We start from the raw sequence: 12,786 nt of genomic DNA on the forward strand, positions 1-12,786 counted from the left end.
CAAAGCACCAGGGTACGGCCAACATGATATCGGGAATCCGTCGCAAGCCCGGCAAGCGGTGCCGCCATACGGCTGTACCCGCCACGCCGCTACACCGACAAATACCGATGCTGCGTCTCGGTGTCCGTCAGCAGCGCGGCGCTGTCGGCAGCGTGCACCACGCGCCCTTTTTCCAGAATGTAGGCGCGCCGGGCGTGGGCCAAGGCAAAGTGCACACTTTGATCTGTGAACAATATCGTGGTCGTCTTGGCCAGATCATCGATCAGCGCGCCGATTTGCTCGACGATCACCGGCGCAAGCCCTTCGTTGGGCTCGTCGAGCAACAACAGCAGCGGCTCGCTCATCAGCGACCGGGCCACGGCCAGCATCTGTTGCTGCCCGCCCGACAAAGTACCCCCGGCCTGCTTGGCCAGGCCTGCCAGCATGGGGTACTGGTCAAAAATGCGCTCCACCGTCCAGCGCCCCTGGCCGCCTGGGCGACGATACTGGCTGACTTCCAGGTTCTCTTGCACCGTCAGCGTCGCAAAGATGCGCCGGTCTTCGGGCACCAGGCCGATACCGCGACGCGCGATGCGCCATGCCGCCCGACCCGCAATGTCCTGGCCATTGAAGACGATGCGTCCGCTGCGCGGCGGCGTCAGGCCCATGATGCTGCGCAAGGTCGTACTCTTGCCCGCCCCATTGCGCCCCAGCAGGCACACGGTCTCGCCCGGCTGCAGCGCCAGCGACACCCCTTGCAAGGCATGGCTTTCACCGTAATACGTATGAATGTCCTGTACGTCCAGCAGCATGCTCATGCCCCCAGTTCGGCATCCGCATGGCCCAGATAGGCCTCGCGCACGCGCGGGTCGGCCCGCACGACGGCGGGCGCATCCAGTATCAAGGACGCACCATGGTGCAGCACCAGAATCCGGCTGGCCAGGTCGAACACCACGCGCATATCGTGCTCGGTGATCAAAAACGTATAGCGCCCCGTGCGCATCAGGCCTTGCACCAGTTCGACCACGCGCCCGGTTTCATCGGGCGTCATGCCCGCCGTGGGCTCGTCCAGCAAGACCAGTTGCGGCTGCGTGGCCAGCACCACGGCGATTTCCACCAGGCGCTTGTCGCCATAGCTGATGGTGCCCGCACGCTGCTCGGCCAGATGCGACAAAGACAGCTGCTCCAGCAGCTGGGCCGCCTCTTGCCGCACCGGCGGGTTGGCCCCCGCACGATTGGCCCAACGTCGCCCTTCGCCACGCCGGGCCGTGACGGCCACCTCGACGTTTTCGCGCACGCTCATCTCGGTAAAGATATTATTGATCTGAAACGAGCGCGACACCCCCAGGCGGCTGATGACGTGGGGCGGCAACCCGGCAATGTCCTTGCCATTAAATAGAATCTGCCCCTGAGTGGGCAGCATGCGCCCCGAGAGCAGGTTGTAGAACGTGGTCTTGCCCGCACCATTGGGCCCGATGATGGCCAGCGTTTCGCCGCGCCGCACATCCAGATCGACCCCGGCCACCGCCAGATTGCCGCCAAAGCGCTTGCTCAAGCCGCGCACCTGCAAAATGAAGTCATCGGCCACGCATCACCTCTTTTGTGCCCGCAGCTGAACCCAGTCCAGCAGGGTGCCCAGCACCCCCTTGCGAAAGAACATGACCATGACAGCCAGGATGATGCCCAGAAACAGCATCCAGGCCTGCGTCAGGCTGGTGATCCAGTTTTCCAGCAGGACGAACAGCGCCGCCCCCAGAAACGGCCCCAGGAACGTGCCGCCACCCCCGAGGATCGTCATGAGCACGGGCTCGGCCGACATCGTCCAGTGTGCCATCTCAGGGCTGGCGATGCGCAGAAAAGGCGCCATCAGGCCACCTGCCAGCCCGGCGAAGCCACCCGCGACCGTAAAGGCCGCCAGCCGATAGCGGCGCACATCGAGACCGCAGAACGACACCCGCTCCGGGTTCTGACGAATGGCGCGCAGCACCAGGCCGAACGACGAACCGCCAATACGGTACAAAGCAAAGCCTGCCAGCACCACAATCACCAGCACCACGTGGTAATACACCGCCGGATTGGCCAGATTGAGATCAAGCCCAAAGCCCAGCGACTGCACGGTAAAGCCCGAGATACCGTCACTGCCATTGGTAACCGAGCGCCACTGATGGATGATGCCGTAGACCATCATGCCAAACGCCAGGGTGAGCATGGCAAAGTAGACTTCATCGAGGCGTACGCAAAAAAACCCGATGACCAGCGCGAGCGCCATCCCCACCACAAACGACACCACCAGGCAGGCCAGCAAGGGCCATTGCCACGACTGCAGCAGCATGGCCGTGGCATACGCGCCCACCGCATAGAACGCCGCATGGCCAAAACTGAGCATGCCGGTGTAGCCAAAGATCAGGTTATAGCTGGCCGCCAAGAGGCCCAGAACCAGAATCTGCGTCGCCAAAAACAGATAAAAAAAGGGCGCCAGCCACGGCAAGGCCACGAGCAGGCCCAGCGCGACCAGGCCGACAAGCACCGTCAGTCGATTCATGTCGGCCTCCGGGGATTCATCAGGCCTCGGGGCCGCACCAGCAGCACCAGCGCCATGCCGATGAAGGGCAGCACCAGATTGGCATCGGGCAGATAGCGCCCGCCCAGACCATGGATGAGCCCCAGGATGATCGCCCCCAGCAGGGCGCCGGGAAAGCTGCCCAGCCCGCCGATGACCACCACGATGAAGCTTTCGATGATGATCTTGTCGCCCATGCCGGGATCGATGGCCCGCATGGGGGCGGCCACGACCCCGCCCAGAGCGGCCAGCCAGGCGCCAAAGGCAAAGACGCTGGTGAGCACCAGCCGCGTATTGATGCACAGCACTTGCGCCATTTCGCGATCGAGCGCCGCAGCCCGCATCACGCGCCCCAGGCGCGTGCGATTGAACAGCAGCCACAGGCCCAGCAAAGTGAGCAAGCCGACAGCCAGCACGAACACGCTATAGCGTGGATACGACAAGGTATCGGTGATCTGCACGCTGCCCTGCAACAGCGCGGGTGCCTGCACCAAGTGAATGCCGGTGCCCCAGATGAGACGCACCGACTCGTTCAGGATGAGCAGCAAGGCAAACGTCAGCAGCAGGCTGTCGGCAATGTCGCGCTGATACACGAAACGCATCATGGCGCGGTCGAGCACCACCGCCAGGGCGGCCACCCCCAGCGGGGCAAGCAGCAGGGCCAGCCAAAAAGGCATGCCCAGGCCCCCCACGCAGGCATAGGCCAGATAGGCCCCCAGCATGTAGAGCGCGCCATGCGCAAAATTGATGACGTTGAGTACGCCAAAGATGATGTTCAGCCCGACGGCAATGATGAACAGCAGCAGGCCGATGTCCAGGCTGTTGAGCAGGGCAAGCCACAAGCCTCCCATGAGGCCTCCTAAGGGTGACGATGAAAGCGGAAGGCCGCATCAGGCCTTCCGTGGGATCAGGACATCAGAGCTTGCAGGCCGGGTCTGCCGCAGGCGTGATCTTCGCACCATCAAAGTTGCGAATCTGCGTGAGCGACCGGATCTTGTCTTCGGTGTTCATGGGGCCGGAAACACCCCAGGTGGGACCCACCAGCGCCTGGTTGTCGGCCTTGCGAAACACCAGTTCGCCCGTGGGGGCCGGGATGCTCAGGCCCGACAGGGCGGCGGCCACCTTGGCGCCGTCCACCGAACCGGCTTTCTCGATGGCGGCCTTGAAGGCATAGACCGCCACGTAAGCGCCCTCGGCGTTGTAGCTGGGCGGCTGCTTGTAGGCGGCCTTGTACGCGGCCACGAACTTCGTGTTTACCGGGTTATCCCAAGAGGCATACCAGTAGCGCGTGCCCAGCCAGACGTTTTCCGGCATCTGCTCGCCCAGTGCCTCAAGCACCTCGGTGGCAGCGCCCACACTGATGAGCACCTTGTAGCCCTGCTTGAAAAAGCCCCGGTCATTGGCCTGGCGCACGAAGTTGACCAGGTCGCCACCCCAGAGCGAGATCAGCACGCCATCAGGCTTGCTTTCCATCACACTGTTGATGAAGGGCACGTAGTCTTCGGCCCCGAAGCGCGGGAAGGCCAGCTTGTCTTCCATGAGCTGCACGTCCGGCTTTTGTTCTTTGAGATACTTGCTGAAGAATTCCCAGGACTGATGCCCGAAGGCATAGTCCGGGCCGATGGTCGTCCACTTTTTGGCGCCCGACTCGGCGGCGATGGCCGCCGCCCCCGCCATGTTCTGATTGACGTTGACGCTCAGGCGGTAGGTGTACTTGTTGCACAGCTTGCCGGTTACGTCAGGCGTGGCGGCGTGCGTGATCATGAAAGGCTTGGCCAGCTCGGGCACTACCGGGGTGAGTCCCTGCGCCACCCCCGAGCTATCCAGCCCCATGAGCACGTCGGCCTTGTCTTGAAACACCAATTTGCGGGCCGCCTGGATCGCCACGGCGGCCTTGCCCTGCCCGTCTTCAAACTGGGCCGCCAGCGGCCTGCCCAGCACACCGCCTGCGGCATTGATTTCGTCGATGGCCAGCTTGGCCCCCTGCTGGGCGAACTCGCCATATGTGGCCGCGCTGCCCGACATCAGGTAAATGGCGCCGATGCGGATAGGGTCTTGAGCCTGGGCCGGGCCTGCCGCGGCCAAGGCAAACGTCAGTGCAGCCGCCAAAGAGGCGTGCAACTTGAAGCGTCTCATGTACTTCTCCTCGTGTGGGCACCCTGTCGGGTGCAGGACAACCATGCTGGAGCACCGATCTGCGTGCTTCTGGTTCTTATCTTCAGGCTTCAACTGTAGGGCTGGGGACAAGGAAAGTCAAAATCCGCCCGGCCCTTGCGCCCCAAGTGCACAAAACACCCAAAAAAATGGCGCCTCAAGCGAGGCGCCATTTCAACGGCCAGAAGTCAGGCAAACATCAGCTGGATGCCGCTGCCGCCTTTTCTTTATCGAGGCGATGCATGATGACGCGCTGCTGCACGATGGACACTGTGTTGTTCACGCACCAGTACAGCACCAGGCCCGCCGGGAAGAGGAACATCATCCCGCCGAACACCAGGGGCATGATCATCATGATCTTGGCCTGGGTGGGGTCGGGCGGCGTGGGGTTGAGCTTGATCTGAAGGAACATCGTCAGCATCATGAAGGCCGGCAGGATGAACCACGGATCGCTCACCGACAGGTCGTGAATCCAGAAAATCCAGGGGGCGCCGCGCATCTCGACGCTGCCCAGCAGCACCCAGTACAGCGCGATGAACACCGGAATCTGCACCACCATCGGCAGGCAGCCGCCCAGCGGATTGATCTTCTCGGTGCGGTACATCTCCATCATGGCCGCGTTCAGCTTGGCCTTGTCGTCACCGAACTTTTCTTTCAGGTGCTGCATGCGCGGCGTGACCAGCTTCATCTTGGCCATCGAGCGGTAGCTGGCCGCCGACAGCGGGTAGAACACCAGCTTGATGAGCAGCGTCAGCAACACGATCGTCCAGCCCCAGTTGCCCACCAGACCGTGCAGCCAGATCATGAACTTGAACATCGGCTTGGCGATGATAGTGACCCAGCCGTAATCCACCACCAGGTCGAGGCCCGGCGCCACCTTGCTCATGGCCCGCTGGTCTTGCGGGCCCACCCACAGCTGGGCATCCACCGACTTGCTGGCGCCCGGGGCGATCGAGCCCACGGGTTCGATGGTGCGGATGGCGAACAGGCCATCGGGCAGCGCCAGCGCCTGGTTGGTGCGCACGACCCCCTGCTTGGGCACCCAGGCCGAGGCAAAGTAGTGCTGCACCATGCCCACCCAGCCATTGTCCGCCTGCTGGATGTAGCTGGCCTTGTTCTTGGTGATTTCGTCGAATTTCACCTTCTGGAACTTGTCTTCTTGCGAATAGACCGCCGCACCGGTAAACGTGCTGTAGAACCCGGTGGTGTTGACCGGCTCGTGGCCGTCGCGCGTCAGCTGCAGATACACCGAGGGGTTGATCGCCTGATCGCCCAGGTTGGTGATGTCGTTGCGCACCTGGATGTCGTAGCCATCGTGCGACAGCACGAAGGTTTTCACGACGCGCACATCACCCGCCGTGGCCTCGAAGGCGATTTCGGTGGTGTCACCCTTGACGACCGGGCCCGCGCCCACGACCGTGAAAGGCGTCAGGTGCGTGGGATAGCCGCTGCCCGCCGGGGCGCCGACCAGGCCCGTCTGCGCCACATACATGTCGCCCGGCTGATCGTTGAGCAGATACATGGCGCTGCCCGCATCCGGCGGCGGCTGCTTGCCCATCAGGCGCTTGAACCACGGCAAGATGCCGGTGGTGGCGTCCTGGTTCTTGTAGTCCAGCAGTTCGGCGCGCACCAGCTGCGCACCCAGCGTGTCGAACGTCAAGTCGTACACCCCGGTCTTCACGTGCACCATCTCGCCCTGGGCGGGCGCGGCGGCGGCAGGGGCCTGCGAGGCGCCCTGCGCCTGGTCGACCGCCGGCACGTTGGCGGGTGCCGCGTGGTCAGCCGCTGCCGCCGTGGATGGCGCCGCCTTTTCTGTGGCCGCTGGTGGCGTCAGGGAAAACAGGGACGGTTGACCCTGATACACCTGCCAGTTGTTCCACAGCAGCAACAGTGAAAAAGAAAAGATCATCCAGAGGATGGTGCGTCGAATGTCCATTGGCGCCGGTTTCTCGAATAGGGTCAGAGCAAAAGCTCACCAGTTTAACGTAGGGATGCTGACAGGGACTTGAGGTGGCGTGATCCGTCCCGTCGGCCATCAGTGGCTGTGCGAATGGTGCCCGGGAGGCGGCACGGGGTCGAGCCCGCCCTCGCACCACGGGTTGCAGCGCGCGATGCGGCGCATGCCCAGCCACAAGCCGCGCACCACGCCATGCGTTTCGATCGCCTCGATCGTGTAGGCCGAGCACGTGGGGGTGAAGCGGCACTGCTGCCCCACCCAGGGGCTCAGGAAGTACCGATAGAAGCGGATCGGCGCGATGAACAAGGCCCGGATCAGCATTTCGCCACCCGGTTGAGCAGCGTGTCGATCTCGGCGCGCACCTGGCGCTTGAGCACGGTGAGGCTGGCGGGCGCCGGGCGGTTCACCAGGCGAAAGACCAGGTCGCCGTCCGGCAGGGTATCCCGGCGCAGACGGAAGGCCTCGCGGATGACGCGCTTGATGGCGTTGCGGGTGACGGCCAGGGGCGCGTGCCGTTTGGGCACCACCAGCCCCAGGCGCCTGACGCCCGGACTGGATTCGCGTGGGCTGGACACCACGAACAAAGCCCCTCGCGCGATACGCCGCCCCTTGAGGGCCGCCGCGTATTCCGAGGGGCGATGCAGCCGGGCCGCCGGAGGAAGACCGGATGGCATGGCTAGCGGGGCATCAGAAAAACGACTGGCACCCCGGCAGGCAATCAGACGGCCAGGCGCTTGCGGCCCTTGGCGCGACGAGCGCTGAGGACGGCACGACCGGCACGCGTTTTCATGCGGACACGAAACCCATGGGTGCGCTTGCGGCGGGTGACAGAAGGCTGGAAAGTGCGTTTCATGGCGAATCCAAAAGAGCTTGGGTTAAAAGTAGCTAAGGGCTCGATGGCCCGGGCGCATTCATAGCCAGGTTCGATAGACCCGACTCACCCAAAGCATCGAAAAGCCCATTATTTCAACAAATTTTTGCCTGCACGTCAATTACTTGAGCACTTATCCCCGTGTATAAGTCCAGCAAAACAGGGCCGTCTGTGGATAACTTACCACTGAAAAGGTAGAATCGAGGTTTCGCCCGTTGATGTCCTATGAATGAATTCTGGCAGACCTGTCTCCAGCAACTGGAACAGGAACTCCCCCCGCAACAAATCAGCGCCTGGATCAAACCGCTCGTGCCACTGGGCTACGACGAAGAGCTTGCCATCCTGAGAATCGCCGCGCCCAACCGCTTCAAGCTCGACTGGGTGCGCAAGAACTACGCCGCCCGCATCGAAGCCCTGGCCACCGACTGGTTCTCCCAGGCCGTGCAGGTGCAGCTTGAAATCGGCACCAGCCCGGCACGGCCCGCCCCGGCGGCCAGTCGCCCCACGGGCGGCGCTGCGGGCAGCCCTTCCAGCGCGGTCGCGGCGGTGGCGCACGCGGTGCCCGCGGCGTCACACGCCGCCCCAACCCCGGCCCCGTCGCCGGTGCACACCGCCACCGAAGAATCCATCCAGGATCGATCGCGCCTCAACCTCGATCTCACCTTCGAGAATTTCGTCACCGGCAAGGCCAACCAGCTGGCGCGCGCGGCAGCCCTGCAGGTGGCCGAAAACCCCGGCGTGTCGTACAACCCGCTCTTTCTGTATGGCGGCGTGGGCCTGGGCAAGACGCACCTCATCCATGCCATCGGCAATGCCATGCTGGCCAGCGGCAACAGCCCGCGCATCCGCTACGTGCACGCCGACCAGTACGTGTCCGATGTCGTCAAGGCCTACCAGCGCCGCGCCTTCGACGAGTTCAAGCGCTACTACCACTCGCTCGACCTGCTGCTCATCGACGACATCCAGTTCTTCGCCGGCAAGAACCGCACGCAAGAAGAATTCTTCTATGCCTTCGAGGCCATGGTGGCGCAGCGCAAGCAAATCATCATCACCTCGGATACCTACCCCAAAGAACTCGCCAACATCGACAGTCGGCTCATTTCCCGCTTCGACTCCGGCCTCACGGTGGCCATCGAGCCCCCCGAACTCGAAATGCGCGTGGCCATCCTGCTGCGCAAGGCGCAGACCGAAGGCATCACCATGCCCGAAGAAGTGGCCTTCTTCATCGCCAAGCACCTGCGCAGCAACGTGCGCGAACTCGAAGGCGCCCTGCGCAAGGTGTCCGCCTACGCGCGCTTCCATGGCCGCGAGGTGCTGTCCGTCGAAGTCTGCAAAGAAGCCCTGAAAGACCTGCTGTCCGTCTCCAACAGCCAGATCACGGTCGAAAACATCCAAAAGACCGTGGCCGACTTCTATAAAATCAAGGTGGCCGACATGTATTCGAAACGTCGGCCTGCCAATATTGCCCTGCCGCGCCAGATCGCGATGTACCTGGCCAAAGAGCTCACGCAAAAGAGCTTGCCCGAAATCGGCGACCTGTTCGGCGGGCGGGATCACACCACCGTTTTGCACGCCGTGCGCAAGATCACCGATCTGCGCGGCAAGCAGACCGAACTGAACCACGCATTACACGTACTCGAGCAAACCCTCAAAGGATAAGAACATGCTACTGATACAAGCGACCCGCGATGCCGTGCTCAAACCCCTCACCACCGTCGTGGGGATTGTCGAACGCCGCAATACCTTGCCCATCCTGGCCAATGTGCTGATCCGCAAGCAAGGCAACCAGGTCGCCTTCGTGGCCAACGATCTCGAAGTGCAAATCACCACCCATGCCGACTTCGGCGTGGGCGACGACGTGCAGTCCACCACCGTGGCGGCACGCAAGTTTCTCGACATCCTGCGCGCGCTGCCCGACACCGGCGAAGTACGCCTGTCGCTGGACGACAACAAGCTCACCGTGCAGGCCGGGCGCAGCCGCTTCGCCCTGCAAACCCTCAGCGCCGACGACTACCCCACGGTGTCGCAGGCCGAGCAGTGGGGCGCGTCTTTTTCGATGCCGCAAAAAGACCTCAAGCAGCTGTTCAACATGGTGCACTTTTCCATGGCGCAGCAAGACATCCGCTACTACCTCAACGGCCTGCTGCTGGTGCTCGAACCCGGGCGCGTGCGCGCCGTGTCCACCGACGGCCACCGCCTGGCGCACAGCGGCATCGCCGTCGAAGGGCTCGACGCGCAGCTCGACGCCATCATCCCGCGCAAGACCATCCACGAAATGCAGCGCCTGCTGGGCGATGGCGACTCGCCCGTGCAGGTGGACATCGCCGCCGGGCAAATCCGCTTTCGCTTCGACCAGATCGAGCTCGTCTCCAAACTGGTCGAAGGCAAGTTCCCCGACTACAAGCGCGTCATCCCCACCGGCTACACGCGCCACGTACTCATTGCGCGCGAGGCCCTGCAGGCCAGCCTGCAGCGCGCGGCCATCCTCACGACCGACAAGCTCAAGGGCGTGCGCCTGCAACTGGGCGACAACCTGCTGCGCATTTCTTCTTCCAACGCCGAACAAGAAGAAGCGCGCGAAGAACTCGAAGTCGATTACGCCCAGGAATCCCTCGACGTGGCCTTCAACGTCACTTATTTGCTCGACGTACTCGGTAACGTCAAAACCAACGAAATCTGCTGGTCCGTCCAGCCCGACGTCAACGCGTCCGTGCTGATCACCTTGCCCGATGACGACGAATTCAAATACGTCGTCATGCCGATGCGCATCTGATCCCGCTCTCGTCCGACGCACTCAATCACAGGATTTTCATGTCAGAACCCACCTCTTCAAATACGCCTTCGGCCGGCTACGGGGCCGATTCGATCAAAATGCTCAAGGGCCTCGAGGCCGTACGCAAACGCCCGGGCATGTACATCGGCGACACGTCCGACGGCACGGGCCTGCACCACATGGTCTTTGAAGTGGTGGACAACGCCATCGACGAAGCGCTGGCCGGCTATTGCGACGACATCGTCGTCACCATCCACTCCGACAACAGCATCTCGGTCGCCGACAATGGCCGCGGCATCCCCACCGCCATCCACAAAGACGACGAGCACCACCGCAGCGCCGCCGAAATCGTCATGACCGAGCTGCACGCGGGCGGCAAGTTCGACCAGAACTCGTACAAGGTCTCGGGCGGGCTGCACGGCGTCGGGGTCTCCTGCGTCAATGCGCTGTCCGAATGGCTGCGCCTGACCATCTGGCGCAACGGCCACGAGCACCAGATGGAATTCCGCCGCGGCGAACGCGTGGCCCCGCTGGCCGTCACCGGCGACACCGAGCGCACCGGCACCCGGGTGCAATACCTGGCCGACGCCGAAATCTTCACCAACATCGACTACACCTACGACATCCTCGCCCGCCGCCTGCGCGAGCTGTCCTTCCTGAACAACGGCGTCAAAATCCGCCTGGTGGACGAGCGCACCGGGCAGGACGAAAACCTGGCCTTCCTCGGGGGGGTCAAGGGCTTCGTCCAGTACATCAACCGCGCCAAGACCGTGCTGCACGACAACATCTTTGCGGTCACCACCGAATCCGATGCGGGCGGCGTGCGCGTGGGCGTCGAAGTCGCCATGCAATGGAACGACAGCTACGCCGAAACCGTGCTGTGCTTCACCAACAACATCCCGCAGCGCGACGGTGGCTCGCACCTCACGGGCCTGCGCGCGGCCATGACGCGGGTGCTCAACAAATACATCGCCGACAACGACCTGGCCAAGAAGGCCAAGGTCGATACCTCCGGCGACGACATGCGCGAAGGCCTGGCCTGCGTGCTGTCGGTCAAGGTGCCCGAACCCAAGTTCAGCAGCCAGACCAAAGACAAGCTGGTCTCCAGCGAAGTGCGCCCCGCCGTCGAAGACGCCGTCAGCCGCACCCTTGAAACCTGGCTGCTCGAAAACCCCAACGACGCCAAGGCGCTGTGCGCCAAGATCGTCGAAGCCGCCCGCGCCCGCGAGGCCGCCCGCAAGGCGCGCGAAATGACGCGCCGCAAGAGCGTGCTCGAAGGCGCCGGCCTGCCCGGCAAGCTGGCCGACTGCCAGGAAAAAGACCCGGCCCTGTGCGAGCTGTACATCGTCGAGGGCGATTCCGCCGGCGGTTCGGCCAAGCAAGGGCGCGACCGCAAGTTCCAGGCCATCCTGCCGCTGCGCGGCAAGGTGCTCAACGTCGAAAAAGCGCGCTTCGACCGCCTGCTCTCCAGCGAACAGATCACCACGCTCATCACGGCGCTGGGCACCAGCATCGGGCCCGACTTCAACGTCGACAAGCTGCGCTATCACCGCATCATCATCATGACCGACGCGGACGTGGACGGCGCCCACATCCGCACGCTGCTGCTCACCCTGTTCTACCGTCAGATGCCCGCGCTCATCGAGCGCGGCTACATCTACATCGCCCAGCCGCCGCTCTACAAGGTCAAGGTGGGCCGCGACGAACGCTACCTGAAAGACGATGCCGAAGAAGCCCAGTTCATGCTGCAGCTGGCCCTCAAAGACACCGAACTCACGCCGCGCGCCGGGGCCACCGCCATCAAAGACGACGCGCTGATGGATCTCGCCCGCCAGTACGTGCTGGCCGACCACGTCATTGCCCGGCTCTCGCGCATCATGGACGCCGAAGCCCTCTCGGCCATGGCCGAAGGCGTGCAAGTCAGCCTGGTGGACGAAGCCGCCGCGCGCGCCAGCGCCAGCGCCCTCGAAACCGCCCTGCGCGACCCCGACGCGCCTGATGCCGTGCACGTCGAAGCCCAATATGACGAAGAAGAAGACGCCTGGCGCCTGGCGGTCATCCGGCCACACTACGGCAACCTGCACGTCAGCCTGTTCGACCGCGGCTTCGTGCGCGGCGGCGACTACGCCGTGCTGGCCCGCACGGCCAAGACCTTCCTCGGCCTGCTGGGCGAAGGCGCCGTCATCCGCCGCGGCACGGGCGACAAGATGAAAGAAAAGGCGGTGTCCGACTTCCGCGAAGTGATGCAGTGGCTGCGCAGCGAAGCCGAACGCGGCATCAGCAAGCAGCGCTATAAAGGCCTGGGCGAAATGAACCCCGACCAGCTCTGGGACACCACCATGAACCCCGCCGTGCGCCGCCTCTTGCGCGTACAGATCGAAGACGCCATCGCCGCCGACGAAATCTTCGTCACCCTCATGGGCGACAACGTCGAACCGCGCCGGGCGTTCATCGAAACCCACGCGCTGCAGGCGGGGAATATCGACGTCTGA

12 protein-coding genes are annotated in these 12,786 nt (G+C 63.5%); 3 read left to right on the forward strand and 9 right to left on the reverse strand.

The window, feature by feature from the left end; translation table 11 throughout:
* Positions 1–89: 89 nt before the first annotated feature.
* The 9 genes from CCA01S_RS07210 to rpmH all read right to left on the reverse strand — a co-directional run bounded on the left by CCA01S_RS07210 (position 90) and on the right by rpmH (position 7,503).
* A complete protein-coding gene (locus CCA01S_RS07210; protein ID WP_439951501.1) occupies positions 90–797 on the reverse strand; it encodes an ABC transporter ATP-binding protein in 708 nt (235 codons plus the stop codon).
* Complete coding sequence (locus CCA01S_RS07215) at positions 794–1,567, reverse strand: ABC transporter ATP-binding protein (RefSeq protein WP_066456174.1); 774 nt, start codon at positions 1,565–1,567, stop codon at positions 794–796. The genes CCA01S_RS07210 and CCA01S_RS07215 overlap by 4 nt, the downstream gene beginning before the upstream one ends.
* Before the next feature lie 3 nt (positions 1,568–1,570).
* Positions 1,571–2,521: a branched-chain amino acid ABC transporter permease gene (locus CCA01S_RS07220; RefSeq protein ID WP_066456178.1), complete on the reverse strand. Its 951-nt coding sequence runs from the start codon at positions 2,519–2,521 to the stop codon at positions 1,571–1,573.
* A complete protein-coding gene (locus CCA01S_RS07225) occupies positions 2,518–3,390 on the reverse strand; it encodes a branched-chain amino acid ABC transporter permease (RefSeq protein WP_066456181.1) in 873 nt (290 codons plus the stop codon). Before CCA01S_RS07225 ends, CCA01S_RS07220 begins: the two co-directional genes overlap by 4 nt.
* A 64-nt stretch (positions 3,391–3,454) precedes the next feature.
* Positions 3,455–4,675: an ABC transporter substrate-binding protein gene (locus tag CCA01S_RS07230; protein ID WP_066456184.1), complete on the reverse strand. Its 1,221-nt coding sequence runs from the start codon at positions 4,673–4,675 to the stop codon at positions 3,455–3,457.
* A 217-nt stretch (positions 4,676–4,892) separates the two neighbouring features.
* Positions 4,893–6,629: a membrane protein insertase YidC gene (gene yidC / locus CCA01S_RS07235; RefSeq protein WP_066456185.1), complete on the reverse strand. Its 1,737-nt coding sequence runs from the start codon at positions 6,627–6,629 to the stop codon at positions 4,893–4,895.
* A gap of 99 nt (positions 6,630–6,728) precedes the next feature.
* Entirely contained in the window at positions 6,729–6,968 is a 240-nt protein-coding gene (yidD, locus tag CCA01S_RS07240; RefSeq protein WP_066456282.1) for a membrane protein insertion efficiency factor YidD, read from the reverse strand.
* Positions 6,965–7,324, reverse strand: a complete 360-nt coding sequence (locus CCA01S_RS07245; RefSeq protein ID WP_066456187.1) for a ribonuclease P protein component — start codon at positions 7,322–7,324, stop codon at positions 6,965–6,967. Before CCA01S_RS07245 ends, yidD begins: the two co-directional genes overlap by 4 nt.
* A 44-nt stretch (positions 7,325–7,368) precedes the next feature.
* Complete coding sequence (gene rpmH, locus CCA01S_RS15250) at positions 7,369–7,503, reverse strand: 50S ribosomal protein L34 (RefSeq protein ID WP_043679136.1); 135 nt, start codon at positions 7,501–7,503, stop codon at positions 7,369–7,371.
* 243 nt (positions 7,504–7,746) lie between these two features.
* Here rpmH and dnaA point away from each other — a divergent pair, with 243 nt between their 5' ends.
* Genes dnaA through gyrB form a run of 3 tightly spaced genes read left to right on the forward strand, consistent with a single transcriptional unit; the run spans position 7,747 to position 12,786 of the window.
* The gene (dnaA, locus tag CCA01S_RS07250) at positions 7,747–9,180 is read left to right on the forward strand and encodes a chromosomal replication initiator protein DnaA (protein WP_066456191.1); all 1,434 of its coding nucleotides are present in this window, start codon (positions 7,747–7,749) and stop codon (positions 9,178–9,180) included.
* Between the two features lie 4 nt (positions 9,181–9,184).
* Positions 9,185–10,294, forward strand: a complete 1,110-nt coding sequence (gene dnaN, locus CCA01S_RS07255) for a DNA polymerase III subunit beta (protein WP_066456195.1) — start codon at positions 9,185–9,187, stop codon at positions 10,292–10,294.
* Between the two features lie 38 nt (positions 10,295–10,332).
* The gene (gyrB, locus tag CCA01S_RS07260; RefSeq protein WP_066456198.1) at positions 10,333–12,786 is read left to right on the forward strand and encodes a DNA topoisomerase (ATP-hydrolyzing) subunit B; all 2,454 of its coding nucleotides are present in this window, start codon (positions 10,333–10,335) and stop codon (positions 12,784–12,786) included.

The organism is Castellaniella caeni NBRC 101664, assembly GCF_001592225.1.
GTDB lineage: Bacteria > Pseudomonadota > Gammaproteobacteria > Burkholderiales > Burkholderiaceae_B > Castellaniella > Castellaniella caeni.